This is a genomic window from Bradyrhizobium sp. 17, from assembly GCF_023073515.1.
GTDB classification, from domain to species: Bacteria; Pseudomonadota; Alphaproteobacteria; order Rhizobiales; family Xanthobacteraceae; genus Bradyrhizobium; species Bradyrhizobium canariense_D.
In genome coordinates, this window is sequence record NZ_JADPJQ010000105.1 from 289,302 (window position 1) to 314,128 (window position 24,827).

23 protein-coding genes are annotated in these 24,827 nt (G+C 64.9%); 12 read left to right on the plus strand and 11 right to left on the minus strand.

Going from position 1 to position 24,827, the window contains the following annotated elements; all coding sequences use genetic code 11:
* Nucleotide 1 precedes the first annotated feature (1 nt).
* The 11 genes from IVB13_RS20330 (at nucleotide 2) to IVB13_RS20380 (ending at nucleotide 13,115) form a co-directional block, all read left to right on the plus strand.
* On the plus strand, nucleotides 2–751 hold the full coding sequence (locus tag IVB13_RS20330) for an SDR family oxidoreductase (protein ID WP_247404347.1): 750 nt from the start codon (nucleotides 2–4) through the stop codon (nucleotides 749–751).
* The gene (locus tag IVB13_RS20335; protein WP_247490172.1) at nucleotides 748–2,184 is read left to right on the plus strand and encodes an NAD(P)/FAD-dependent oxidoreductase; all 1,437 of its coding nucleotides are present in this window, start codon (nucleotides 748–750) and stop codon (nucleotides 2,182–2,184) included. Before IVB13_RS20330 ends, IVB13_RS20335 begins: the two co-directional genes overlap by 4 nt.
* A gap of 119 nt (nucleotides 2,185–2,303) precedes the next feature.
* Nucleotides 2,304–3,923 carry an ABC transporter substrate-binding protein gene (locus IVB13_RS20340; protein WP_085352389.1) on the plus strand — a complete coding sequence of 540 codons (1,620 nt, stop codon included), beginning with the start codon at nucleotides 2,304–2,306 and terminating at the stop codon, nucleotides 3,921–3,923.
* 28 nt (nucleotides 3,924–3,951) lie between these two features.
* A complete protein-coding gene (locus IVB13_RS20345; protein ID WP_247490174.1) occupies nucleotides 3,952–4,983 on the plus strand; it encodes an ABC transporter permease in 1,032 nt (343 codons plus the stop codon).
* Nucleotides 4,980–5,828 carry an ABC transporter permease gene (locus tag IVB13_RS20350; RefSeq protein ID WP_247490175.1) on the plus strand — a complete coding sequence of 283 codons (849 nt, stop codon included), beginning with the start codon at nucleotides 4,980–4,982 and terminating at the stop codon, nucleotides 5,826–5,828. Before IVB13_RS20345 ends, IVB13_RS20350 begins: the two co-directional genes overlap by 4 nt.
* Complete coding sequence (locus IVB13_RS20355; RefSeq protein WP_085352390.1) at nucleotides 5,825–7,495, plus strand: ABC transporter ATP-binding protein; 1,671 nt, start codon at nucleotides 5,825–5,827, stop codon at nucleotides 7,493–7,495. Before IVB13_RS20350 ends, IVB13_RS20355 begins: the two co-directional genes overlap by 4 nt.
* A gap of 141 nt (nucleotides 7,496–7,636) precedes the next feature.
* Nucleotides 7,637–9,238: an ABC transporter substrate-binding protein gene (locus tag IVB13_RS20360; RefSeq protein ID WP_247490177.1), complete on the plus strand. Its 1,602-nt coding sequence runs from the start codon at nucleotides 7,637–7,639 to the stop codon at nucleotides 9,236–9,238.
* Nucleotides 9,239–9,255: 17 nt separating this feature from the next.
* Nucleotides 9,256–10,197, plus strand: coding sequence for an ABC transporter permease (locus tag IVB13_RS20365; RefSeq protein ID WP_247338677.1), 942 nt, complete (start codon nucleotides 9,256–9,258; stop codon nucleotides 10,195–10,197).
* Nucleotides 10,194–11,117: an ABC transporter permease gene (locus tag IVB13_RS20370; protein ID WP_247490180.1), complete on the plus strand. Its 924-nt coding sequence runs from the start codon at nucleotides 10,194–10,196 to the stop codon at nucleotides 11,115–11,117. Before IVB13_RS20365 ends, IVB13_RS20370 begins: the two co-directional genes overlap by 4 nt.
* Before the next feature lie 19 nt (nucleotides 11,118–11,136).
* Nucleotides 11,137–12,126 (plus strand): ABC transporter ATP-binding protein, encoded by a 990-nt coding sequence (locus IVB13_RS20375; protein ID WP_247490182.1) that lies wholly within the window; start codon nucleotides 11,137–11,139, stop codon nucleotides 12,124–12,126.
* Nucleotides 12,123–13,115, plus strand: coding sequence for an oligopeptide/dipeptide ABC transporter ATP-binding protein (locus IVB13_RS20380; RefSeq protein ID WP_247404333.1), 993 nt, complete (start codon nucleotides 12,123–12,125; stop codon nucleotides 13,113–13,115). The genes IVB13_RS20375 and IVB13_RS20380 overlap by 4 nt, the downstream gene beginning before the upstream one ends.
* Before the next feature lie 179 nt (nucleotides 13,116–13,294).
* On the opposite strand, the gene IVB13_RS20385 is transcribed toward IVB13_RS20380, so the two are convergent.
* From IVB13_RS20385 to IVB13_RS20435, 11 genes are all read right to left on the minus strand, one after another.
* Nucleotides 13,295–13,582, minus strand: coding sequence for a YciI family protein (locus tag IVB13_RS20385; protein ID WP_247370743.1), 288 nt, complete (start codon nucleotides 13,580–13,582; stop codon nucleotides 13,295–13,297).
* 80 nt (nucleotides 13,583–13,662) lie between these two features.
* Entirely contained in the window at nucleotides 13,663–14,637 is a 975-nt protein-coding gene (locus IVB13_RS20390; protein ID WP_247370740.1) for a sugar ABC transporter substrate-binding protein, read from the minus strand.
* 42 nt (nucleotides 14,638–14,679) lie between these two features.
* Nucleotides 14,680–15,657, minus strand: coding sequence for an ABC transporter permease (locus IVB13_RS20395; protein WP_204510789.1), 978 nt, complete (start codon nucleotides 15,655–15,657; stop codon nucleotides 14,680–14,682).
* Nucleotides 15,654–16,604 (minus strand): ABC transporter permease, encoded by a 951-nt coding sequence (locus IVB13_RS20400; protein ID WP_247370737.1) that lies wholly within the window; start codon nucleotides 16,602–16,604, stop codon nucleotides 15,654–15,656. The genes IVB13_RS20395 and IVB13_RS20400 overlap by 4 nt, the downstream gene beginning before the upstream one ends.
* On the minus strand, nucleotides 16,597–18,123 hold the full coding sequence (locus IVB13_RS20405) for a sugar ABC transporter ATP-binding protein (protein WP_085352395.1): 1,527 nt from the start codon (nucleotides 18,121–18,123) through the stop codon (nucleotides 16,597–16,599). Before IVB13_RS20405 ends, IVB13_RS20400 begins: the two co-directional genes overlap by 8 nt.
* Nucleotides 18,120–19,514, minus strand: coding sequence for an FAD-linked oxidase C-terminal domain-containing protein (locus IVB13_RS20410; RefSeq protein WP_085352396.1), 1,395 nt, complete (start codon nucleotides 19,512–19,514; stop codon nucleotides 18,120–18,122). The genes IVB13_RS20405 and IVB13_RS20410 overlap by 4 nt, the downstream gene beginning before the upstream one ends.
* A gap of 57 nt (nucleotides 19,515–19,571) precedes the next feature.
* A complete protein-coding gene (locus IVB13_RS20415; protein WP_247490185.1) occupies nucleotides 19,572–20,456 on the minus strand; it encodes an intradiol ring-cleavage dioxygenase in 885 nt (294 codons plus the stop codon).
* Nucleotides 20,457–20,471: 15 nt separating this feature from the next.
* Nucleotides 20,472–21,374, minus strand: coding sequence for an NAD(P)-dependent oxidoreductase (locus tag IVB13_RS20420; protein WP_247370734.1), 903 nt, complete (start codon nucleotides 21,372–21,374; stop codon nucleotides 20,472–20,474).
* 20 nt (nucleotides 21,375–21,394) lie between these two features.
* Nucleotides 21,395–22,765 carry an amidohydrolase family protein gene (locus tag IVB13_RS20425; protein WP_247490187.1) on the minus strand — a complete coding sequence of 457 codons (1,371 nt, stop codon included), beginning with the start codon at nucleotides 22,763–22,765 and terminating at the stop codon, nucleotides 21,395–21,397.
* A 4-nt stretch (nucleotides 22,766–22,769) separates the two neighbouring features.
* The gene (locus IVB13_RS20430; RefSeq protein WP_247490188.1) at nucleotides 22,770–23,849 is read right to left on the minus strand and encodes a maleylacetate reductase; all 1,080 of its coding nucleotides are present in this window, start codon (nucleotides 23,847–23,849) and stop codon (nucleotides 22,770–22,772) included.
* Complete coding sequence (locus IVB13_RS20435) at nucleotides 23,846–24,169, minus strand: Dabb family protein (protein WP_085352401.1); 324 nt, start codon at nucleotides 24,167–24,169, stop codon at nucleotides 23,846–23,848. The genes IVB13_RS20430 and IVB13_RS20435 overlap by 4 nt, the downstream gene beginning before the upstream one ends.
* A 108-nt stretch (nucleotides 24,170–24,277) precedes the next feature.
* On the opposite strand from IVB13_RS20435, the gene IVB13_RS20440 reads away from it, so the two are divergent.
* Nucleotides 24,278–24,827 (plus strand): LysR family transcriptional regulator (locus IVB13_RS20440; protein ID WP_247490190.1); only part of this gene is annotated, 550 nt, incomplete at its 3' end.

Below are 24,827 nucleotides of genomic sequence, written 5' to 3' on the forward strand. Positions count from 1 at the left end.
CATGCGGCTGCAGGGGCGCACGGCCATCATCACGGGCGCAGGCTCCGGCATCGGCCGCGCCAGTGCAAAGCTGTTCGCGGAAGAGGGCGCACGTCTTGCTCTGGTCGATCGCGATCCAGCCGGACTTCAGGAAACGTTGAGCTTGGTCGGCGAGGCAACGACGCATATTGGCGACGTCGGCGATGCCGATTTCGCCGAGGCGGTGGCAAATGATGTGGTAGCACGGCACGGCCAGCTCGATATCCTGATGACTGCCGCTGGCTTCTCCTGTGGCGGCACCGTGTTGACAACGGACCCCGCCGATTGGGATGCGGTGTTCCGCACCAATGTCGGCGGCACCTGGCTGTGGGCGAGGGCAGCCGTGCCGCAGATGCAGCGGCAGAACAGCGGTTCGATCATCACGCTGACGTCGCAGCTTGCGATTGCCGGCGGCAAGGGCAACAGTGCCTATATCGCCGCCAAGGGCGCGATTGTCAGCCTGACCCGGACGATGGCGGTGGATTTCGCGGCGGACGGCATTCGCGTCAACGCGATCGCGCCCGGTGCGATCGACACGCCGATGCTTCGCCGCAGCTTTGCGCGCCACGCCAATGCGGACGAGGTGCGCGAAGCCTCCCGCGACCGCCATGCCATGAAGCGGTTCGGCCAGGCCGATGAGATCGCGCAGGCCGCGCTCCACCTCGCAAGCGATGCCTCCTCGTTTACGACCGGGACCGTGATGGTGGTCGACGGAGGCTGGCTCGCGGCATGAGTGATGCGCTGACAGAGCTGGAAGCGAACGTTCGCGCCGATCTCGCGCGGATCGCGCATCCCGGTGCCGCCTGGCTCGAACCGAAGACGGGACCGGATGGCAAGCCGGCGCTGGATGTGCTCGTGATCGGCGCCGGCCAATCCGGCATCGCCATCGGCTTCGGCCTGCTGCGCTCCCGCGTCAGCAACATCCTGCTGCTGGACAAGGCCGAGGAGGGGAAGGAGGGGCCATGGCTCACCTATGCCCGCATGCCGACGCTGCGCAGCCCGAAGGACTATACGGGACCTGACCTCGACATCCCCAGCCTGACCTATCAATCCTGGCATGAGGCCCGCTTCGGCACGGAGAGCTGGCAGACACTCGACCTGATCCCGCGCGGCCACTGGGCTGAGTATCTGCTCTGGCTGCGGCGCACAGTCGGCTTGCCGGTGCGCAACGGGAGCGAGCTTCTGGAAATCCGGCCGGCGCGGGATGGTTTGCTGGCCGCACGCGTGAAACGTGGCGATGGCGTCGAGACACTCCATGCGCGCAAGATCGTGCTTGCGACGGGGCAGGAGGGGATGGGGAACTGGATGATCCCCGAGCCGCTGAGCCATCTGCCCATGAGCTCGGTCGCAACCGTCGCCGACGACATCGACTTCGAAAACCTTCGCGGCAAGCGCGTCGCCGTGATCGGTGCCGGCGCATCTGCCTTCGACAACGCAGCAACCGCGCTGGAAGCGGGCGCGGCGGAGGTGCACCTGCTGTGTCGTCGTGCGCAGATCCAGCTGATCCAGCCCTATCGCTGGCTGACTTTCCGCGGCTTCCTCCGCCATCTCAGCGATCTCGACGACGCCTGGCGGTGGCGCTTCATGCGCACCATCCTCGACATGCGCGAAGGCTTTCCGCAGGCAACTTACGATCGCTGCGCAAATCACGCCAATTTCACATTGCACGAGGGCGCCCCGATCGAGGCGGCCCGCGAGACCGATCGTGGTGTGGAATTGCAGACGCCGCGCGGCGCCATACCTGCGGATTTCGTCATCTGCGGCACCGGCATCGACATGGATTTTTCCGGCCGTGGCGAGTTGCGCGCATTTGCCGGCAATATCGCAACCTGGGCCGACCGCTACCAGCCCCCGGAGAGCGAGCGCAGCGCGCGGCTCGGTCGCTTTCCCTATCTCGCCGACGATTATGCCTTCACCGAGCGTGTCGCGGGCGATACGCCGTGGATCTCGAATATCCATCTCTTCGCCATCGCCTCCACCATGAGTTTCGGTCCGTCGGGATCGTCGATCAACGCGATGACGACCGCGGCGCCGAAGCTGGTGAATGGCCTGACGCGCGGCCTGTTTCGTGCCGATGTCGAACGGCATTGGGCCTCGCTTCGCGCCTATGACGTGCCGCAGGCCGTGGTGACGCGGCCAGCGCGAAACTTGGAGGAATCGCGATGATCGTCCATGCGCCGCCGCGACAAAGCGTCCACAAGAGCGCATCAAGAGACTGGCGCGCAACTTGCTTCTTTCTTAACCTGTCCTGTCGGCGTTCTTGTCGAAAATTTTGGGGAAAACGAATGCGTTTTGTGTCTTTCAGGATGGCATCCTCCGTGCTCGCCACCACTGCGCTTCTGCTTGTCGCCGCTGCGCCTGCGCAAGCGCAAACCAGGGCGGAGACGCTGCGCTATGTCACCGGTGCATCGGTCAACACGCTCGATCCCAACATCCCGGGCTCGACGCGGGAATCCTTCGCACTGAGCATGAGCACTTACGACCGCCTTGTGGCGTTCGGCCGCAAGCAGCTCAACGGCAAATGGGTGTTCGATCTCGACAAGATCACCGGCGAGCTCGCCGAATCCTATGACGTCAGTCCGGACGGACTGAAGCTGACGTTCCGTCTGCGCAAGGATGCCAAGTTCCAGGACGGCTCGCCCGTGACCGCCGAGGACGTCAAATGGTCGCTGGATCGCTGCGTCACCGCGCCGATCCTCGGCAAGGCACAATTGCTGACGGGATCATTGACGTCGGCTGACCAGTTCAAGGTGATTGACCCCCTCACGATCGAAGTGACGCTGCCGAAACCCGACAAGCTCGCGCTGCCGAATCTCGCGACCGTCTACCCGCTGATCATCAACTCGAAGGTCGCCAAGGAGCATGCGACCCCGGAAGACCCCTGGGCCACGGCGTGGCTGAAGGAGCACACCGCCGGCAGCGGTGCCTATGTCATCGAGAGCTTCAAGCCCGGCGAGCAAGTGATCATCAAGCGCAACGAGGATTGGAACCGCGGCTCGCCCGACAAGCCGGCGTTCTTCAAGCGCGTAATCGTGCAGTCCGTGCCGGAGCCCGCGACCCGCGCCAATCTTGTCGAGCGTGGCGATGCCGATCTCGTCGTTGATCTCCAGGCCAGCGACGTGCAATCGCTCGAAGCCAAGGGCAAGCTCAAGGTGATCTCGACGCCGCAATACAATTCGATCACCTTCGTCTCGATGAACAACCAGATCCCGCCTTTCGACAACGTCAACGTCCGCCGCGCCGTCGCCTTCGCGCTGCCCTATGAGGACATGTTCAAGGCTGCCCTGTTCGGTCGCGGAGCCCCGCTGTTCGGTGCGACTTGGCCGGATGGCAAGCCGTTGAACGGCATCTATCCGTTCCAGGCGCCGGTGAAGACCGATCTCGACAAGGCGAGGGAGTATCTGAAAGCTGCTGGACTCCCGGAGGGTTTTTCGACCACCTTCAGCTTCAACGTCGGCCAGGCCTCGACCGCCGAGCCGATGGCGGCCCTCGTGAAGGAATCGCTTGCCAAGATCGGGATCAAGGTCGACATCCAGAAGCTGCCGGACGCGCAGATGTCGACGCAGATCAACGAGAAGAAGCTGCCCTTGTTCACGGAAGGCATCGTCGCCTGGCTGCCCTCGACCGATTACTTCTACCGCAACTTCTACACGGGCAATCAGCGCTGGAATTACAGCTCGATCAACAATCCGGAGCTGGCGACGATCGCGCAGGAAGCGCGCTTCGAGCCCGACAAGGCCAAGTACGAGGAGGATGGCCGCAAGCTCAACGCGATCCATTTCAGCGAGATGCCGCAGATCCCGCTGTGGCAGCCGAACCAGGACGCCGTGATGGCCTCGTCGATCGAGGGCTATACCTACGAGTTCCATCGCCAAGTGGATTATCGGGACGTCAGCCGCAAGTGATCTCGACATGCAAGGGCTCTGAATGGTGATGACAGTTCTTGGTGCGACGGTGGCGCGGGCGGGGAGGCGGCTTCTGTCGTCGCTGCCGGCGTTGTTCGGCGTGCTGGTCTTCACCTTTCTACTGATGCGGGTCCTCCCCGGAGATCCCGCGGTGTTCTTCGCCTCGGGGCCCAATGCCGGCAAGGAAGAGATCGAGCAGATCCGCAAGCAGATGGGGCTCGACAAGTCGGTGCCGGAGCAGCTCGTGTTCTATCTGTCCGATATCGGGCGCGGCAATCTCGGCCGCTCCATGATGACCGGCCAGCCGGTCCTGAAGGACCTTCGCGAACGGCTGCCGGCCTCGCTGGAGCTCACCTTCACGGCGCTGCTGATCGCGCTGATCGCGGCGGTCCCGCTCGGCGTGGTCGCAGCCTTGAAACCGGGATCGCTGGTCGATCACGGCGTGCGGCTGTTCTGTGCGCTCGGCGTCTGCGTGCCGACCTTCGTCTCGGGCCTGCTGCTGATCTATGTGTTCTACTATCTGCTCGGTCTTGCGCCTGATCCGACCGGGCGGATCGACGTCTTCACCTCACTGCCGCCGCAGCGCACCGGGTTCCTGTCGATCGATTTCCTGATCGCGGGGGACATCGAAGGCTGGTGGGCGGCCTGCAAGCAGTTGATCCTGCCGGCGCTGAGCATGGCCCTGTTCGTCATCGCGCCGCTGGCGCGGATCACACGTGCCTCGATGCTGGTCTCGCTCGGTAGCGATTTCGTGCGCACCGCGCGCTCCGTCGGATTGTCCTGGCAGAAGGTCGTCGTCACCTATGCGCTGCGCAATGCGATCCTTCCCGTCATCACCATTGCCGGCATCGTGTTCTCGACGATGCTTGGCGCCAATGTCCTGGTGGAGAAGGTGTTCTCCTGGCCGGGCGTTGCCTCCTACGCGCTCGATGCGCTGCTGTCGTCCGACTATGCGCCGGTGCAGGGTTTTGTGCTGCTGATGGCTGGCATCTTCGTGCTGGTCAATCTGGTCGTCGATATCTGCTACGGCATCGCCGATCCCAGGGTGTCGATCGGATGACCAGCGCAACCCTCCGCCATTCGGTCTGGATTTTGCGCGGCAACCCGCTGACCGGCGTCGCCGCGGCCGGTGTCCTGCTGTTCGTCCTGGTCGCGATCTTCGGACCGTGGCTCGTGCCCTATGATCCCATCGTCTCCAATGTCTCGGAGGCCTTGCAGCCGCCGAGCGCGGCGCACCTTGCCGGCACCGACCAGCTCGGGCGCGACGTGTTCAGCCGCCTCGTCGTTGCGGCACGGCTCGACCTCGCCATCGCGGTCTCGGCGGTCGGCATCTCCTTCGTGATCGGCGCCGTCGTGGGCTCGTTCTGCGGCTATGCCGGCGGCAGGCTCGACCGCTCGGTCGGCCGCTTCGTCGATGTCATGATGGCCTTTCCGCTGTTTGTGCTGGCGATGGCGATGGTTGCGGCGCTCGGCAACCGGATCGAGAACATCGTGATTGCGACCGCGATCATCAATCTGCCCTTCTACATCCGCTTCGCCCGTGCCGAGGTCAACGTCCGGCGCAATGTCGGCTGGGTGGAGGCGGCGCGTTCCTCCGGCGAGAGCCATTTCTCGGTGGTGCTGCGTTTCCTGTTGCCGAACATCCTGCCGGCGATGGCGGTGCAAATCTCACTCAACCTCGGCTGGGCGATCCTGAACGCCGCCGGTCTTTCCTTCATCGGCCTTGGCGTCAAGCCGCCGACCCCGGAATGGGGCATCATGGTCGCGGAGGGGGCGCGCTTCATCTCGACGGGGCGGTGGTGGCTGGTGGCCTTTCCGGGCCTCGCGTTGATGATGGCCGTGCTGTGCTTTAACCTCCTCGGTGACGGGATGCGGGACATTCTCGATCCGCGCATGCGCACATGAGCGAGGAATTGCTCAGGATCGACGACCTCCACGTCGAATTCTCGACGCGACGAGGGATGGTCGAGGCCGTGCGCGGTGTGACGCTCACGGTCGAAGCCGGCGAGATGCTTGGCCTCGTCGGCGAAAGCGGCTCTGGCAAGTCGGTCACCGGTTTTGCCACGACGCGGCTGCTCGATGCGGCCGGCCGCGTCACCGCAGGCAAGATACTGTTTCGCGGGCAGGACGTCACAAAACTCAGGGGTGACGATCTCCGGCAGCTCCAGGGCGCCGCGATGTCGATGATCTTCCAGAACCCGCGGGCGGCGCTCAATCCGATCCGCGCGATCGGTTTGCAGATCGCGGACGCGATCCTCACGCACAAGCGGATATCGAAGGATGCCGCCCGCGCCGAAGCGCTGGAGCTGTTGCGCGCCGTCCAGATCCGCGACCCCGAGACGCGGATGAACGCCTATCCGCACGAACTCTCGGGCGGCATGTGCCAGCGTGTCATGATCGCGATCGCGATTTCCTGCAATCCCGCGCTGTTGATCGCCGATGAGCCGACGACCGGACTCGATGTCACCACGCAGAAAGTGGTGATGGACCTCCTGGCGGAGATTGCCGCCGCGCGCGGCATGGCGACGATCCTGATCACGCACGATCTCGGGTTAGCGGCGCGATATTGCCGCCGTATCGCGGTGATGGAACGCGGCCGCATCGTCGAAGAGGCAAGCCCCAGGACGCTCTTCGGCGCGCCGCAGCACGCCTATACCAGGCGTCTGGTGGCGGCGTCGCCAACCGCGACCTCCCGGATTGAGGATCTCGTGACGGAAGAGGAGCGGGAAGGCTACGCGGCTGTCATCGGCAGGCCCAGACGGGAGCCCGTCCACGGGACTCCGCCGCTGCTGGAAGTGCGCAAGCTCGCAAAACGCTTCGACGAGGGCGCTGCGGCGGTGGCGGACTTCTCGATGACGATGGCCGGCGGCGAGAGCGTCGGCCTCGTCGGTGAATCCGGCTCCGGCAAGAGCACGACGTCGCGCATGATCTGCCGCCTGATCGACCCGAGCGAGGGCGAGATCGTGTTCGACGGCCAGGCGATCGGCCATGTGGCGTCGCGCGACTTTCACCGCTCGCAGTTCCGCAAAGATATCCAGATGGTGTTCCAGGACCCGAACGAGAGCCTCAATCCGCGCTTCACCGCCTTCGACTGCATCGCCCATCCCCTGATGCGGCTCGATCGTATGCGTGGGGGCGATGCGCTGCGCAAGCGGGTGGAAGACTGCGCCGATCGCGTGGGGCTGCCGCTGGATCTGTTGCCGCGCTTTCCGCATCAGCTCTCCGGCGGCCAGAAGGCGCGCGTCGGCATCGCCCGCGCCATCGCCTGCCGGCCGCGCCTTCTGGTGCTGGACGAGCCGACCGCTGCGCTCGACGTCTCCGTTCAGGCCGTGGTGCTGCAACTGCTCGACCGCCTGCGGCGCGAGAACGACATCGCGCTGCTGTTCGTCAGCCACGATCTCAACGTGGTGCGGATGCTCTGCGACCGCACCATCGTGCTGCGCAATGGCGGCATCGTGGAGCAGGGCGAGAGCCGGGCGTTGTTCGACAATCCCAAGACCGACTACACGCGCAAGCTGGTCGAGGCGATCCCGCATATCGAGACCGGCCCGGTGCTGGCGGCCGCGCTTTGAGGTCTCGACTGGCCCAGCTAGTGCGGATATCGCGCTGGCGAAGGTCTGGTTAGTGGCATACCATTTGCACGCCAATGAGCTCTGGTTTCACCTGTTCTTGGCCAACGATGGCCGGCATCACGGCACTATTGGGAGGATTTCATGGATCGCAGGACCGTATTGAAGGGACTGGCCGGCGCGGGCGGTCTGGCATTGAGCGGCCTCTCGGCCCCTGCGATCGCACAAGGCGCCTCCGCGCGCACCCTGCGCTTCGTGCCGCAAGCAAATCTCGCCAATTTCGACCCGATCTGGGGCACGCAATATGTCGTGCGCAATGCCGCCGCGCTGGTCTGGGATACGCTCTACGGCGTCGATTCCGCGCTGCAGCCGCAGCGGCAGATGGTCGAGTCCGAGGAAGTGACCGACGACGGCACCACCTGGACGTTCAAATTGCGGCCGGGGCTCAAATTCCACGACGGCGAGCCGGTGCTGAGCAAGGACGTCGTTGCGAGTCTCACTCGCTGGGCGGCACGCGATCCGATGGGGCTGATGCTCAAGGCGCTGCAGCAGGAACTCACCGCTGTCGACGACCGCACCTTCAAATGGGTGCTGAAGCAGCCGTTCCCGAAGATGCTCTACGCGCTTGGCAAGAACAATTCGCCTTGCGCCTTCATCATGCCGGAGCGCATTGCGCAGACCGACCCGTTCAAGCAGATCGGCGATTATGTCGGCTCGGGGCCGATGAAGTTCGCCAAGGCTGAGTGGGTCCCGGGCGCCAAAGCCGTGTTCGAAAAATTCGCCGACTATGTGCCGCGGCAGGAGAAGGCATCGTGGCTCGCCGGCGGCAAGCAGATGCTGCTCGACCGCGTCGAATGGATCGTGATGCCGGATCCGGCGACCGCCGCGGCCGCGTTGCAAAACGGCGAGATCGACTGGTGGGAGAACCCCATCGCGGACCTCGTCCCGGTCCTGAAGAAGAACAAGAACATCAGCGTCGACATCGGCGATCCCCTCGGCAATGTCGGCTCGTTCCGCATGAACTTCCTGTATCCGCCCTTCAACGACGTGCGGGCGCGGCGCGCAGTGCTGATGGCGATGAGCCAGGAAGACTATATGCGTGCGCTCGTCGGCGACGACAATTCGCTGTGGAAGTCGCTGCCGGGCTTCTTCACGCCCGATACGCCGCTCTACACCGAGGCGGGCGGCGAAGTCTTGAAGGGCAAGCGCGATCTCGACGCCGCCAAGAAGCTGCTCGCGGAGAGCGGCTATTCCGGCCAACCGGTGACGTGCCTGGTGGCGCAGGACCAGCCGATCACCAAGGCGTTCGGCGATGTGACCGCCGATCTCTTGAAGCAGCTCGGCATGAATGTCGATTTCGTCGCGACCGATTGGGGCACGGTCGGCTCCCGCCGCGCGCAGAAGACGCCGCCCGGACAGGGCGGCTGGAACATGTTCCACACCTGGCATGCGGGCTCGGACTGCATCAATCCGGCGCCCTACACCGCCATTCGCGCCAACGGCGACAAGGCGTGGTTCGGCTGGCCGAGCAGCCCCGGCACCGAGAAGGAGGTCACGTCCTGGTTCGAGGCCAAGAACCTCGACGAGGAGAAGGCCGCGGTCGCTCGCCTCAACAAGGTCGCGCTCGAGGACGTCGTCTACGCGCCGACCGGCTTCTTCCTCAGCTACACGGCCTGGCGCAAGAACGTCTCCGGCATCACGAAAGGGCCGCTGCCGTTCTTCTGGGGCGTGTCGAAATCCGCATGACCCTGCGCTGAAGCCAGATGCTCTCCTACATCCTCCGGCGTATCGCCTCGACCTTGCCCGTGATGGCGATCGTCGCGCTGTTCGTGTTCAGCCTGCTCTACATCGCGCCGGGGGATCCCGCCGTGGTGATCGCGGGCGATCAGGCAAGTCCGGAGGATGTGGAGCGCATCCGTCAGAGCCTCGGGCTCGACCGACCCTTCCTGATCCAGTTCGGCAGCTGGGTCTGGCGCATTCTGCACGGCGATCTCGGCACCTCGATCTTCACCAATCTGCCGGTCTCGACCATGATCGGCCAGCGTCTCGGGCCGACGCTGTCGCTGATGATTGTCACGCTCCTGCTCACGATCGTGGTCGCGGTGCCGCTCGGCGTGCTGGCGGCCTGGAAGGCGGGAAGCCTGATCGACCGGGCCATCATGGCCTTTGCCGTGTTCGGCTTCTCCCTGCCGGTCTTCGTCGTCGGCTATGTCCTCGCCTACGTCTTTGCGCTGGAGCTCGAATGGCTTCCCGTGCAGGGCTATACGCCGCTCGCCCAGGGCCTCTGGCCCTGGCTGCAAAACCTGATCCTGCCGTCGATCGCACTCGGCTGTGTCTACATCGCGCTGATCGCGCGTATCACGCGCGCCACCATGCTCGAAGTGCTGCAACAGGATTATATCCGCACCGCGCGCGCCAAGGGCCTCGGGCAGGGCGGCATCCTGTTCGTCCACGCGCTGAAGAACGCGGCAGTGCCGATCGTCACGGTGATCGGGATCGGCATTGCGCTTCTGATCGGCGGCGCGGTCGTCACGGAAAGCGTGTTCGCGATTCCCGGCCTCGGCCGGCTCACGATCGACGCGATCCTGCGCCGCGATTATCCCGTCATCCAGGGCATCGTGCTGCTGTTCAGCTTCGTCTACGTCCTCGTCAATCTGATGATCGACGTCGTTTATACGCTCGTTGACCCGAGGATCCGCTATTGACCGACACGACCGTCAATCCGCAAGCGCTGCCGGCGGGCTTCGTCCTCGCGCCGCAACTGCCGGAGATTCTTCGGCCCGTCGTGATCCGGCGCGGCTTCATCGGCCTGCTGCGGGGCCATCCCACCGTCGCCATCGGTGGCACGTTGCTGCTGATACTCGTCCTGATCGCGATTTTTGCGCCTTATCTTGGCACGGTGGATCCGACCGCACTTGCGCCGGCCAAGCGCACCCGCGCGCCGTCGGCGCTTTACTGGTTTGGCTCCGACGTGCTCGGTCGCGACATCTATTCACGCGTGCTGTTCGGCGCGCGCGTCTCGCTCACGGTCGGCTTGTCCGTTGCGATCTTCGCCTCCGCGGCCGGTCTCGCCATCGGCATCGTCTCCGGCTTCATCCGCTGGGCCGACGGCATCTTGATGCGCTTCATGGACGGCCTGATGTCGATCCCGCCGATCCTGCTGGCGATCGCGCTGATGGCGCTGACACGCGGCAGCGTCGGCAACGTCATTCTGGCGATTACGGTTGCCGAAATCCCGCGGGTTTCCCGTCTTGTCCGTAGTGTGGTGCTGTCGCTGCGCGAGCAGCCTTACGTGGATGCAGCGGTAGCCTGCGGCACGCGCGCACCGATGATCATCCTGCGCCACATCCTGCCGAACACGCTGGCGCCGATGCTGATCCAGGCGACTTACATTTGCGCCAGTGCGATGATCACGGAAGCGATCCTGTCCTTCATCGGCGCGGGAACGCCGCCGACCATTCCGTCCTGGGGCAACATCATGGCCGAGGGGCGGGCGCTGTGGCAGGTCAAGCCCTACATCGTGTTCTTTCCGGCGGCGTTCCTGTCGGTCACCGTGCTCGCCGTCAATCTGCTCGGCGATGGCCTTCGCGATGCGCTCGATCCGCGCATGGCCAAGAGCCTCTGATGGCGAGGGGCTGATCGCGATGGCACTGCTTGAAGTCGAAAACCTCCAGACCCACTTCCGCACGCCCAGCGGCATCAACCGCGCGGTGGAAGGCGTGTCGTTCCATGTCAACGAGGGCGAGACGCTCGCCATCGTCGGTGAGTCCGGTTGCGGCAAGTCGGTGACCTCGATGTCGCTGATGCGGCTGATCCCGGAACCGTCCGGCAGGATCGCCGGCAGCATCCGCTTCGCGGGCAAGGACCTGCTGCAAATGTCGGATCGCGAGATGCGCGCGATCCGCGGCAACGACATCTCGATGATTTTTCAGGAGCCGATGACCAGCCTCAATCCGGTCCTGACTGTCGGCCGCCAGATCCGCGAGACGCTGATGATCCACCAGGGCCTGGACAAGCAGGCCGCGGAGGCGCACGCCATTGAGATGTTGATTCTGGTCGGCATTCCCGAGCCGACGCGTCGCGTGCGTGAATATCCGCATCAGCTCTCCGGCGGCATGCGCCAGCGCGTCATGATCGCCATTGCACTCGCCTGCAATCCAAAGCTTCTCATTGCGGACGAGCCGACCACCGCCCTCGACGTGACGATCCAGGCGCAGATCCTGAAATTGATGCTGGATCTCAAGCACCGGGTTGGCGCAGCCATCATCCTGATCACCCACGATCTCGGTGTCGTCGCCGAGATCGCCGAACGCGTCATGGTCATGTATGCCGGCCGCAAGGTCGAGGAGGCGCCGGTGGCGGAACTGTTCCGTTCGCCGCGTCATCCGTATACGCAAGGCCTGCTCGGCGCAGTGCCGCGGCTCGGCTCGTCGCTGACCGGCACGGCGAGACGGCTGGCGGAGATCCCCGGGCAGGTGCCTGATCTGCGCAAGCCCATCGTCGGCTGCGTCTTCGCCGGACGTTGCGCGCTCGCGACCGATCTCTGCCGGCAGTATGCGCCGGGGCTCGAAGAGAAGGGCCCACGTCACGTCGCGGCCTGCCATTATGCGGCCAAGGGAGCGGTCGCGGCATGAGTCCTCCGCTGCTCCAGGTCAACGACCTCAAGAAGCACTTCCCGGTCAAAAAAGGCCTGTTCAGCCGCAAGTCCGAATGGGTCTATGCGGTGGACGGTGTGTCGTTCGAGATCGCGCGCGGCGAGACGCTCTCGCTGGTCGGCGAGTCCGGCTGCGGCAAATCGACGGTCGGCCGTGCGATCCTGCGCCTGTTCGACATCACGGCAGGGCAGGTCATCCTCGACGGCCAGCGTATCGACGACGCTCATCCGAGCACGATGCGTCAGATGCGCCGCCGCGTGCAGGTGGTGTTCCAGGACCCGTTCTCGAGCCTCAATCCGCGCATGCGCGTGCGCGACATCCTGGCCGAGCCGATCCGCAATTTCGGCCTCGCCAAATCCGCGATCGATCTCGAGACACGCGTGGCGGCGCTGATGGACACCGTGCGCCTGCCGCGCGAGGCGCTGAACCGCAGGCCGCACGAATTCTCCGGGGGCCAGCGCCAGCGCATCGGCATCGCGCGTGCGCTCGCCGCCGAGCCCGATCTGATCGTCTGCGACGAGGCGGTGTCGGCGCTCGACGTCTCGGTAAAGGCCCAGATCGTCAATCTGCTGCAGGATCTGCAGCGCGAGTTCGGCCTGGCGCTGCTGTTCATCAGCCATGACCTCGCGATCGTCGAGCACATGACCCATCGCGTCGCGGTGATGTATCTCGGCAAGATCGTCGAGGTGGCGCCGCGCTACGAGATCTTCGCCGCGCCAAAGCATCCTTACACCAAGGCGCTGCTCTCGGCGGTGCCGCTGCCCGAGCCTGGCGCTCAGCGCAATCCCATCATCCTCAAGGGAGACGTGCCGAGTCCGATCAACCCGCCAAGCGGGTGCCGCTTCCACACCCGTTGCCCGCTCGTATTCGATCGCTGCCGGACCGAGGAGCCGACATTGCGCGCGGCTGGACCCGAGCAGTGGGTGGCCTGTCATCTCGAAGAAGGTGCGACGGTGACGAGCGGCTAGCCGTCTGGGCGGTCGCAAAGCTCTGGATCGAGGCGCAGGGGCGTCAATCGGGCGAGGATGACACTCTGCTCCTGTTTTGCCCGACGAGTCAAAAACGTTTGCGACGAAAATTCATGTGTAAAAACAACCTCATTCTACTGTGCATGGGGTTGTTTTCGCGTTTTTTGTTTTAGCCGCCTTCAACCCTGGCGGCGCAGGAAGCCCGTGATCGTGACCTTTTCCCAGATGTCGGCCGCGGCAAACGGATCGGCTTGGTTGAAAGCCTCGACCTCGCTGCGGCCGGGCGCCTCGATCAGGAACAGGCTGCCAATCATCCTCTCGCCGTCGTCGGAGACCAGCGGCCCTGACATCACGATCTTGACGCCGAAGCGCGAGGTGTCGCTCAGGAAAGCCTTGTGGGCGTCGTAATTGGCGAGCCGGATCGGCTGCGCGCCGGCGCGGTCGAGGGCGTGAATGGCGAACAGCATGATGGTCTCCGTTTATATCACGTTTTCTTGGGACGGCCGCGGCTGCGGCCGTCCGGGCTTGTCGTGATGGCGGCGGTTGGTTACTTGCCGCCGAGCTTGCTGGCTTCTTCGAAAGTCGGGCAGCTCCGTTGCTCCAGCGGCACGTCGAACGGCTGGTAATTGTCCTTGGTGATCACGGTCGGCTTCAGCACGATCTCAGCAATGACGGGCTGGTTGCGCAAAGAGCGGATCGCCATCATGGTGCCGAGGCAGCCTTGAAAGAATCCGTTGTAATCGCCGCTCGCGAGCAGCTTGCCGGACTTGATCGCGTCGATCGCTTCCTTGGTGCCGTTGATGCCGATCACCTGGGCCTTGCGGTTGGCGCCGTCGAGGGCCTCGATCGCGCCGACCGCCATGGCGTCGTTGGCGGCGAGCACGCCGTCGATCTGCGCGTTCGACTGCATCAGATTCTCCATCACCTGGAGCGCCTGGAGCCGCTGGTAATTGCCGGGCTGCGAGGCCAGCAGTTTCGCACCGGCGTTTTCCTTCAGCGCGTAGTTGAAGCCGCGGACGCGGTCGACATTGGTCAGCGAGCCCTTGACGCCCTCGATGATGACGATGTTGCCCTTACCGCCGAGCGTCTTGAGCAGGAAGCGCGCGGTCTCGAGCCCGAGGCTGTAATCGTCGGCGCCGACGAAGGACAGGAACTTGCCGCCGGCCGAGCGATCGGTGATGTTGACGACGGGGATCTTGGCCTCGTTGATCTTCTCCACGCCCGGCACCATCGCCTTGTAGTCGACCGGCGTGAAGACGATGGCGCTAGGCTTCTTCACCACGACGTCCTCGATCTGGCTGAGCTGCTCGGGAATGCTGTCGGGCTTGGTCGGGATGTATTGCAGCGTCTTCGCGTTCAGCGTCTTCGCCATGTTGTCCGCGCCGACCCGCACCGTCTGGAAGAACGGATTGGTCTGGTTCTTGGTAAAGACGGCGATGGTCTCGCCATCGGCTCGCGCTTGCGTGGTGAGCGCGGCCGCCATCAGCAGCGGCAGCGCCAAATAACCCAGTGTCTGTTTCATGTTGCCTCCATCCCTCATTTTGCTTGTTGGTCGTTCAAGAGCTCATTGCGCGCGGCGGCGGGTCTTCATGTCGAGCCAGACCGCGAGAATGACGATGATGCCTGTCACCAGCGGCTGCCAGTTGGCGCTGACCGACAAGAGGTTCATGCCGTTCAGCACCAGCGTCAGGATCAGCGCACCGATGAAAGTGCCGAACACGGTGCCGACGCCGCCGAACAGGGAGGTGCCGCCGATCAGCACCGCGGCGATCGCGGGCAGCGTCAGGCTTTCGCCGATGTCGGCCTCGGCCGAATTGAGCCGCGACAGGAAGATGATCGAGGCGAGCCCCGCCATGGTGCCGGAGACGGCGTAGACCAGCAGCAGGCGTCGGGCGACCGGAATGCCGGAGAGCCGCGCCGCGACCGGATTGGCGCCGATCGCGTAGATCTCCTGGCCCCAGATCGTTCGCTGCGCAAACAGCGTTCCGATCCCGAGGAACACCAGCAGCAGATAGACCGGGATCGGCAGGCCGAATAGATAGCCGCTGCCGATCTGGCGGAACCCGGCCGGGAAGCCGTGAAGGGTTTCACCCGCCATGTACCAATAGGTGAGGCCGTTCAGCACCCAGAGCATGCCGTAAGTGGCGATGAAGGAGGGGATGCGCAGCGCGGTGACCATGACGCCGTTGAGGAGCCCAACGATGCCGCCGCAGGCAAGTCCGGTGAGGATGCCGAGCGCCGGCGAGCCGGTCTTGTGGATCACGGTCCCGGCGATGCAGGCGGACAGCGCCACATTGGCGCCGACGGAGAGATCGAGGCCCGCGGTCAGCACCACCAGGGTCAGGCCGGAGGCGATGAAGAAGGTGAGGCTCGCCTGCCTGAGCACATTGAGAATGTTGCCGAGGCTCAGGAAGGAATCGCTGAGCACGGCGAGCACCGCACAAATCAGCAGCGCCGCAAGCAGGCGATAGAACATTTGGATCGCGTCCTGCGACAGGAACGAGCGGGGCGGCGCGATGGCGTCTTTGCTGATGTCGGTCATGCGCGGCTCCGCAGGCCGTCAAGGAAGAGGGCAACGATGACGAGGACGCCGACGCTTGCGACCTGCACCGAGGACGGCAGCGAGATCAGGTTCAGCCCGTTGCGCAGCACGCCGACCGAGAGCACCCCGAGCAGCGTGCCGAGCAGCCAGCCATTGCCGCGCTCGAACGACGTGCCGCCGACGGCGACGGCCGCGATCGCATCGAATTCGAGACCGAGGCCCGCGGTTGGATGCCCGGAATTCATCCGCGCAGTCATCAAGAGGCCGGCGATGCCGGCCATGGCGCCGCCGATCGCATAGACCGCGATCAGCAGCTTGTTCGGTGAGAGGCCGGCGTAGCGCAGCGCCTCGCGGTTGCCGCCGAGCGCGAAGATGTAGGTGCCGAAGCGGGTGTGATAGAGCAGGCCGTGGAAGACCGCGTAGGTCACGAGTGCCATCACGATCGGCACGGGAATTCCCAAAAGCGTCGCCGAATAGATGTCGCGCACGCTGTGGGGGATGCCGACCACGCTCTGGCCGTCGCTGACGATCAGCGATAGGCCCTGCGCCATGCCGAGCGTGCCCAAGGTCGCAACGAAGGGCGGGATGCCCACGATGGCGACCAGCCAGCCATTGGCGAAGCCGAAGGCCGCGCCGACGAGGAGCCCGGCACCGAGGCCGAGCAACATCGAGTGGGTGGTGAGCGAGACGATGGCGACGCAGAGCGAGGTCAGCGTCAGCACCGCGCCCATCGACAGGTCCAGCCCCTCGGTCATGATGATCAAGGTCATCGGCAGCGCGAGCATGGTCAGGATCGTCGACTGCACCAGCACGTTGGAGAGGTTGGCGACCGACAGGAAGCCGGGCGCGATCGTGCTGAACAGCGCGATCAGCAGCACCAGCACGATGGCAACGCCGGGAACCCGTTGCAGCGGATTCGGTTGAGAGACGACCGCGGCCTCACGCATGATGCATCCCCAGTCGCACGATGTTCTCCTCGGTCAGCTCGCTACGCGCGAGATGCCCGGCGATGCGCCCTTCGCGCATCACATAGGCGCGGTCGCAGACGTGGCAGATCTCGACCTGTTCGGACGAGATCATCAGCGCGGCCGCGCCTTCCGCGACAAGGCGGTCGATCAGGGCGAAGATTTCGGCCTTGGCGCCGATGTCGATGCCCCGGGTCGGCTCGTCGAAGATGAAAAGTTTCGAGCCGGCGGCGAGCCACTTGCCGATCACGACCTTCTGCTGATTGCCGCCTGAAAGCAGGCCGACGGTCTGCCGTGCGCTAGGCGTCGCAATGCGTAGCTGACGGATCAGGCCGTCGGCAGTGCGCTGCGCACTGCGCTGGTCGAACAACCCGCTCGGGAACAGTTTTCGCAGCGCCGACACTACCAGATTGTCGCTCACCGATCGCAGCAGCGCGAGACCTTCGCTCTTGCGGCTCTCCGGGATCAGCGCAATGCCGCGGCGGGCGGCGAGGTCGGGCTCACCGGAAATGACTTTGCCGTCGAACACGATCTCGCCTGATGTCACGGGATCGGCACCGAAGATCGCGCGCGCGACTTCGCTGCGACCGGAGCCGACCAGGCCACACAGGCCGACAATCTCACCGCGGCGCACCTCGATGTTGATGTCGGCGATCCCCGTCGATGAACTCAAGGCCTTGACCTCGAGCAGCAGCTCGCCGGGCTTGTCGGCAAAATTGCGCGGGTAGGTCATGTCGACGTTGCGACCGACCATCATGCGGACGAGCTGGTCCGGCGTGACGTCAGCAGGTTTGACGCCGTCGATGCGGCGGCCGTCACGCAGCACGGTGATGCGGTCGCCGAGCGCGAACACCTCCGCCATGCGGTGCGAGATGTAGACGATCGAGACGCCGTCGGCCTTCAGCCGCGCGATCAGCGCGAACAGCAGCTCGGTCTCGCGATCGGATAGCGCCGCAGTCGGCTCGTCCATCACCAGGATGCGGGCGTTCTGGCTGATCGCCTTCGCGATCTCGACCATCTGCTGCTGCGCCACCCCCAGCTTGTCAACGATGGTGGAGGGATCGATGTCAAAGCCGATCGTGCCGAGCACGCGCGCCGCGTCGGCCAAAATCTTGCGGCGATCGATCGTGCCGGGGATGCGGCCCTTCGGCTCGCGGCCGAGAAAAATGTTCTGGGCGATATCGAGATGGGGGACGAGGGAGAATTCCTGGAAGATCACGGCAATGCCGAGCTTCTGCGCGTCCGCGGCCGAGTGGATCGCGACCGGCTCGCCTCTGTAGTAGAACTCGCCGGCATCGGCGCGATAGGCGCCGCACAGCACCTTCATCAGGCTCGACTTGCCGGCGCCGTTCTCGCCCAGCAGCATGTGGACTTCGCCGGGGAAGACGGCAAAGGAGACGTCGTCCAGCGCCTTGACGCCGGGAAACTCCTTACTGATGTCGCGCAGCTCAAGGAGCGGGACAGGTGAGGCGGGCTCGACGGCTAATGCGGCGGTGCTCATGCCTGCGCTCCGCCTGCAAAGATCTTTCCGGGGTTCATCAGTCCGTCAGGGTCGAGCGCGGTCTTGATCGACCGCATCACATCGACGGCCTCGCCGAGCTCGTCGGTGAGATAATCGATCTTGCCGAGCCCAATGCCGTGCTCGCCGGTGCAGGTGCCGTCCATGGCAATCGCGCGGGCGACCATGCGGGCCTGCAGCGCCTTGGCGCCTTCGGCTTCCTCGGGCCTGGCCGGATCGATCAGAATCAGCATGTGGAAATTGCCGTCGCCGACATGCCCGACGATCGGCGCCGTAAAACCGTGCTCGTCCGCGTCGCGCCGGGTATCCGTGAGGCATTCCGCCAGTCGCGAGATCGGCACGCAGACGTCGGTGATCACGGCACGCGCGCCGGGGCGCAGGCCCAGGCCCGCATAGAGCGTGTTGTCGCGGGCGTGCCAGAGCCGGCTGCGATCCTCCGGTGCCTTGGACCAGGCAAAGCCGTGGCCGCCATGGTCGGCGGCGATGGCCTGTGCGGCCTCGGCCTGCTCGGCGACGGAAGTCTCGGAACCATGGAATTCAAAGAACAGCGTCGGGGCTTCGCGATAGCCGAGCTTCGCGTAGGCGTTGATGCCGCGCATCATGACGTCGTCGAGCAACTCGATACGCGCGATGGGGATCGCGGACTGGATCACGGAGATCGCGGTGTCCACGGCGTTGTGCAGGGTGTCGAAGCTGCAAACCGCGGCCGAGATCGCCTGCGGCACGGGATGCACCTTCAGCGTGATTTCGGTGATGAGTCCGAGCGTGCCCTCGGCGCCGACGAACATGCGCGTCAGGTCGTAACCGGCGGCTGACTTGCGCGCGCGTCTGGCGGTCCGGATCACGCGGCCGTCGGCCAGAACCACCTCCAGCGCCATGACGTTGTCCTTCATGGTGCCGTAGCGCACCGCCATCGTGCCGGAAGCTCGCGTGGACGTCATGCCGCCGATCGAGGCGTCGGCGCCGGGATCGATCGGAAAGAAAAGCCCAGTGCCGCGCAGCTCCGCATTGAGCTGCTTTCGGGTGATGCCGGGCTGCACGACGACGTCCATGTCGCTATCGTGCACCGTCAGCACCTTGTTCATGCGTGCGAAGTCGAAGCAGACGCCGCCCGCGACCGCGGCCGCATTGCCTTCGAGCGAGGTCCCGGCGCCGAACGGTACGATGGGCATATTCGCGCCAGCGCACAGCTTGACGATCTCCGCGACTTCCTGCGTGGTTTCAGGGAAGACGACGATGTCGGGCGGCAGGTTGCGATAATGCGACTCGCTCTGCCCATGCTGATCGAGCACGCCACGCGCGACGCTCGCGCGCGGGCCGATCATGCCTGTGAGGCGATCGGCCAATATGCTCGTGCTGACTCGCGGTCCCATTCTTACTCCCTGTCTGGCCCTGTTGTCGGACTCTTGTCTGGTCCGCCGTCGTTCAGCTTAAGCGGCTCTTGCGCTGCTAGCGACCTGCTTCAGGCCGAAATCATAGTTGAGGTGAAAATACTCGATGTCTACCATGCGACCATCGGGCGCACGGCCGGGCGGGCACTGCACAAATTCGCGGATCAGGCTGTCCTTGACGCCGAACACCACGTCGCTGTCGAGATACTGGTCGCCGGCCACGAACACATGGGTCACGAGTTGCTCGAAGCCGGGCGCCGAGATCATGAAATGCACGTGCGCCGGGCGCCAGGGATGGCGGCCCTGGACCGCCAGCATGTCCCCAACTGTGCCGTCATGTGGGATCGGATAGGCAGCCGGCTTGATCGACCAGAAATTGAAGCGGCCGTTCTGGTCGGTGTGGAAGCGCGCCCGCATCGCAAGATCGCCGATCTTGTCGAGCTGCTGCACGTCGTAATAGCCATCATCGTCGGAATGCCAGACATCCACGACGGCGTCGGCAAGCGGCCGTCCGTCGACGGTCGACACCGAGCCGGTGACGAGCATCGGATCGCCTTCCATCGGGCCGGAGATGTCAGCGCCGTTGTCTTTCTCGGGCGACGCCTGCACGAAGAACGGACCGAGCACCGTGGTTTCGGTGGCGCCTTCCGGCACGGGATGATTGATCGCGTCGACCAGCATGGAGACGCCGAGCGCGTCCGACAGCAGGATGAACTCCTGGCGCTTGTCGTCGCACATGTGGCCGGTGCGGGTCAGGAACTCGATGCCGTATTCCCATTCCTTCTGGGTCGGTCGCACCTCGCGGACGAAGGCATGAAGGTGGCGCACCAGCGCTTCGCTGACCTGCTTGATCCGCGGATCGGTCGCGCCTGCGATCCGATCCAGCACCGCGTCCGTGATCGTGTTCTCGTTGAAATTTCGCATAGGTGCCTCCGTGAATCAGAGTTTGGGCTCGCCAAGGCCGGACAGCCGCTCGAGGTGCTTGACGGTCGCGATGAAGTCGGCGTCGCCGTCGCCCTGCGCGACCAGCGAGCCATAGGTCTCGCGCACCTGGGCCGCGAGCTGAAGCGGCACGCCGACGGCGTGGCCGGCACCGAGGATCAGATCGAGATCCTTGGCCATCTGCCTGCAGGAGAAAGTCGAGTCGAAATCGCGGCTGCGCAGCGGCGCGGTCTTGTATTTCACCATCGGCGAGGCGACCGCGCTGTCGTCGAGGACTTTCAGAATGTCCTGCCAGCCGATGCCGCCCTTGCGCGCCAGCGCCAGACTCTCCGCCATCATCGCGGCCGACACCGCGATCATCAGATTGACCGCAAGCTTCGCATATCGCGCTTCCTCGCCGGGCCCAAGATAGGTCTGGGCGCGGGTGAAGGCGGCAAGCAGCGGCTTTGCGTTTTCGTAGGCGTCCTCCGGGCCCGAGACGAAGCAGCTCAGCGCGCCGGTGTGGACGATACTGGCATTGCCCGAGACCGGCGCCCGCAGGTAGAAGACACCGCGCGCCTGGGCGGCGGCGTCGACCTCTGCGGACGCCTCGACGCTCACGGTGCTGGTCTCGATCACAACAGATCCAGCCGCCATCGCGGCGATGAGGCCGGTTGGGCCGAGCAATGCGCCGCGCAAGGCAGCGTCATCGGGCAAGGACGTGACGATCGCGGCCTTGCCGTCCACGGCCTCGGCCGGTGAAGCGGCAATCGAAATGCCTTGCGTGCGAGCCTCCGCGAGCCGTGCGGCGCTCCGGTCGAACGCGGTCACCGCATAACCGGCCTTGGCGACGAGCACCGACATCGGCAAGCCCATCTTGCCGATCCCGATGAAAGCGATGTGTTTCGAAGCGTCCGTCATTGTTGTTGTCCTTGACGCCCTCAGGCGGCGTGTCCCTGTCGTTCGATGTCGTGCACCAGTCGCCGGCCGGATTGCACGAGCAGTTCCTTCTTCGCCCCCAGGCCCTCGGCCAGCAGCCGACCATTCCGCTTCTTCCACACGCCGCCGATCATCACGGCCTCGATATTGGCAAGGCTCGTCTGCATCACCACGGTGGAAACGGGATCGTGCACCGGGACGAGGTTGAGATCGGAGCAATTGATGATGACGAGGTCGGCGAGCTTGCCCGGTGTCAGCGAGCCGATCTGGTCCTCGCGGCCGAGCATGCGGGCGCCTTCCGTCGTGATCCAGCGCAGCGCCTCGCGGACGGGGATCGTGGTCGTCGCCGGAATGGTGCCGCTGGCCTTGCGCGACTCGGAGTTGTCGAGCGCCCGCTGCATCGAGAGCGCAACGCGCGCGGCGGAGAAGAGGTCGCCCGCCAGTACGGATTCCAGATCGATGCCGATGGTCGGCCGCACGCCGCGCTTGAGCAGCCGTCCGGTGATCGGAAAGCCGTGGCCCTGGATCATTTCGTTCTCCGGCGTCACCGAGAAGGAGACGCCGAGATCGACCATCCGGTCCAGCAGTTCGTCAGGCAGGTCATTGCCATGGACGATGTTGATGCCGGGGCCGACTAGACCCGCCCCGATCAGCTTCTCCCAGCCACCGGGCGTCTTCGCGGGACCACCGCCCTGATGCATGGATGCGATCAGCTTGAGCTCGTGCGCCATGCGGAAATCGTGCATGGCGACGTCGAGCGTCGAGTAATGTGGCCCCAGGATCGCAAGGCCGAGCGTGACGAGGCCGTCGCGGTCGGCGAGGGGCCCCGCCAGCAGTCGTTCGACCTCATTGCGTGGATGCGGCACTTCCGAGAAGTGCGGCTCGCCCGGTTTCGGTTCGGGCTTGGGCGAGCCGTGGAAGAAGGCCGCACGGATACCGCTCTCGATCAGGCCGCGCACGGCGGCGTCGGTATGATCGGGCGTCGGATTGTTGTGGCACCAGTCGGCCAGCGTGGTGGTGCCCTGGTTCATCTGGTTCAGCGCGCCCACCAAGGTCGCGATATAAATGTCCTCGGGCCTGAAGACCGTAGCGAGACCCGCATGCATGCGGCGGAAATATTCCAGCAGCGTCCAGTTGGCGGCATAGCCGCGTAAGCCCGTCTGCCAGGTGTGCATATGGGCGTTGATCAGGCCGGGGATGACGATGCGCCCGGTGCCGTCGACGATCTCGATCTCGGCCGCGCCGCCGACGTCGATCGATGGACGCACGTCAACGATGCGGCTGCCCTCGATCAGCACGTCGCCGCGAGGTAAATCGCCGATCGTGTCATCCATGCTGATGATGACAGCGGATTTGATGAGCGTGCGCCGCATCGAATCAAACTGCCGTTTTGATGGCGCCGGGCGGCTCGCCGGCCCAGGCGCGCGCGATCAGGTCGCGAATGGCGTTGCGATCAAGCGGGCGCGGGTTCCAGTAGGCGTTGGTGACGGCGAGATCCGCAGCCTTGTCGATGCCGCCTTCGGGCATGCCGATGTCGCGCAATGCGACCTTCGCACCCAGCCGCTTCGCGAGCTCGAAAAGTCCTTGCGGTGCATCGGCGGCGCCGATTGCGCGTGAGATCCGCGCCATCGCATCGGGCACGGCCGGCGCGTTATAGGCCAGCGCGTGCGGCAGCACGATGGTATGGGTCTCGGCATGCGGCAGGTCGAAGGTGCCGCCGAGCGTGTGGCAGAGCTTGTGATGCAGCGCCATGCCGACGGTACCAAGGCAGACGCCGCACAGCCAAGCGCCATAGAGCGCCTCGCTGCGAGCCTCGCGATCGTCGCCCTTGGCGGCGATGGCGAGCAGGGCACATGCCAACGCGCGAATGCCCTCTTCTGCCATCAGCGACGTGACAGGATTGGTGTCGCGCGCGTAGAGCGCTTCGGCCGCATGCGCGATCGCATTGATGCCCGATGTCGCGGCCAGGCTCGCCGGCAGCGTCAAAGTGAGATCGACATCGTAGATCACGGTCTCCGGCAGGATGGCGGCGTCGCGGACCGTGGTCTTCAGGCCATTCTCGGTCTGGCCGACGATCGGCGTCATCTCCGAGCCGGCATAGGTCGTGGGAATGCAAAGCTGGTTGATGCCGGTGCGCAAGGCGAGCGCTTTGCCGAGCCCGGTCGTGGATCCGCCACCAAGGGAAATGACGCAGTCGGCCTCGCACGCCTTCATCGCCGCGAGCGCCCGCTCCGTGACCTCGACCGGCGTGTGCATGGTCGCGCCCGGAAAGATGCCGCCGTAGAGCGGACCGAGCGCCGCGCCCAAACTTTTGCCTTGCGCCTCCTGCTGCGGCGTCGTCAGCACCAGGGCGCGCTTGCCACCGAGCCGCTCGACCTCGGCCTTGGCCGAGGCCAAAGCTCCGCTGCCGAACACGACGCGGCAGGGCAGGTTTTCAAAGGTGAACGTACCGATCATGCGCCGGTCTCTTTGATGGGATAATCGACCTGGAAGCGTCCGATCCGCAAGTCGCCCAGCGCCTCGCGCACGCGCAAATGTTCCGGGTGGGTGGCGTAGGCCTGGAGCGCAGCGTGGTCGGTGAATTCGGAGAACAGAACGACGTCGCAAGCGTAGTCGACATCGCTGACATCGAGTCCGACTTCGATGTGGGTGAGGCCGTCGATCCGGCCGCGTAGCCCCTCGAACAGGGTCTTGACCTTGACCCGGGCGGCGGAACGCTCCGCTGGCGTCTCGCCGCGCAGCCGCCACATCACGATGTGCCTGATCGGGCCCGACATTTCCCTGTTTCCTCGCCTGCTATCTTACTTGTGTTTGGGCCATTTTGACTTGCGGGATACGGAAATAAAGCTCAATAATCGTAAGTCTCTTTTCCTGTTTGCGAAAAAATGGACCGCCTGCTCCAGTTGGAAGTATTCGCCAAGACGGCCGAGCTCGGCAGCATGTCCAAAGCTGCCGAAGCCCTACGCATGTCGAATGCTGCCGCGAGCCGCCATCTCAGCGCTCTCGAGGAGCGCCTTGCAGTCCGGCTGATCGAGCGCAACACCCGTCGGCTGTGGTTGACTGAGGCGGGGCAGGAGCTGCTGGAGCGCTCGAGCCGGGTTTTGGGCGAGTTGGCCGAGGCCGAGGACATCGTCAGCGATCGGGCGCTGTCGCCGCAAGGCATGCTACGGGTCACGAGCTCGCTGTCCTTTGCGGTGATCTATCTGGCGCCGATGCTGCCAGCCTTCCGCGCCCGCTATCCGAAGCTCAACATGCAGATCACCACCGCCAACCGGTACTCCGATTTCATCGAGGCCGGCATCGACGTGGCGATCAGGACGCGCGAGCAGGAGCCGGATTCCAACATCATCGTCCGCCGCATCGGCCAGATGCGGCGGGTGCTCGCTGCTGCGCCGTCCTACCTCGCAAGCTGCGGCGAGCCGGAGCAGCCCGCCG

Coding starts and splice junctions, on each gene's coding strand:
- IVB13_RS20420 (WP_247370734.1), bottom strand. CDS start 21,374: ATGACGGACGCTTCGAAACACATCGCTTTCATCGGGATCGGCAAGATG.
- IVB13_RS20405 (WP_085352395.1), bottom strand. CDS start 18,123: ATGAGCACCGCCGCATTAGCCGTCGAGCCCGCCTCACCTGTCCCGCTC.
- IVB13_RS20380 (WP_247404333.1), top strand. CDS start 12,123: ATGAGTCCTCCGCTGCTCCAGGTCAACGACCTCAAGAAGCACTTCCCG.
- IVB13_RS20395 (WP_204510789.1), bottom strand. CDS start 15,657: ATGACCGACATCAGCAAAGACGCCATCGCGCCGCCCCGCTCGTTCCTG.
- IVB13_RS20350 (WP_247490175.1), top strand. CDS start 4,980: ATGACCAGCGCAACCCTCCGCCATTCGGTCTGGATTTTGCGCGGCAAC.
- IVB13_RS20330 (WP_247404347.1), top strand. CDS start 2: ATGCGGCTGCAGGGGCGCACGGCCATCATCACGGGCGCAGGCTCCGGC.
- IVB13_RS20435 (WP_085352401.1), bottom strand. CDS start 24,169: ATGTCGGGCCCGATCAGGCACATCGTGATGTGGCGGCTGCGCGGCGAG.
- IVB13_RS20355 (WP_085352390.1), top strand. CDS start 5,825: ATGAGCGAGGAATTGCTCAGGATCGACGACCTCCACGTCGAATTCTCG.
- IVB13_RS20390 (WP_247370740.1), bottom strand. CDS start 14,637: ATGAAACAGACACTGGGTTATTTGGCGCTGCCGCTGCTGATGGCGGCC.
- IVB13_RS20365 (WP_247338677.1), top strand. CDS start 9,256: ATGCTCTCCTACATCCTCCGGCGTATCGCCTCGACCTTGCCCGTGATG.
- IVB13_RS20415 (WP_247490185.1), bottom strand. CDS start 20,456: ATGCGAAATTTCAACGAGAACACGATCACGGACGCGGTGCTGGATCGG.
- IVB13_RS20340 (WP_085352389.1), top strand. CDS start 2,304: ATGCGTTTTGTGTCTTTCAGGATGGCATCCTCCGTGCTCGCCACCACT.
- IVB13_RS20385 (WP_247370743.1), bottom strand. CDS start 13,582: ATGCTGTTCGCCATTCACGCCCTCGACCGCGCCGGCGCGCAGCCGATC.
- IVB13_RS20375 (WP_247490182.1), top strand. CDS start 11,137: ATGGCACTGCTTGAAGTCGAAAACCTCCAGACCCACTTCCGCACGCCC.
- IVB13_RS20430 (WP_247490188.1), bottom strand. CDS start 23,849: ATGATCGGTACGTTCACCTTTGAAAACCTGCCCTGCCGCGTCGTGTTC.
- IVB13_RS20425 (WP_247490187.1), bottom strand. CDS start 22,765: ATGCGGCGCACGCTCATCAAATCCGCTGTCATCATCAGCATGGATGAC.
- IVB13_RS20400 (WP_247370737.1), bottom strand. CDS start 16,604: ATGCGTGAGGCCGCGGTCGTCTCTCAACCGAATCCGCTGCAACGGGTT.
- IVB13_RS20335 (WP_247490172.1), top strand. CDS start 748: ATGAGTGATGCGCTGACAGAGCTGGAAGCGAACGTTCGCGCCGATCTC.
- IVB13_RS20360 (WP_247490177.1), top strand. CDS start 7,637: ATGGATCGCAGGACCGTATTGAAGGGACTGGCCGGCGCGGGCGGTCTG.
- IVB13_RS20410 (WP_085352396.1), bottom strand. CDS start 19,514: ATGGGACCGCGAGTCAGCACGAGCATATTGGCCGATCGCCTCACAGGC.
- IVB13_RS20345 (WP_247490174.1), top strand. CDS start 3,952: ATGACAGTTCTTGGTGCGACGGTGGCGCGGGCGGGGAGGCGGCTTCTG.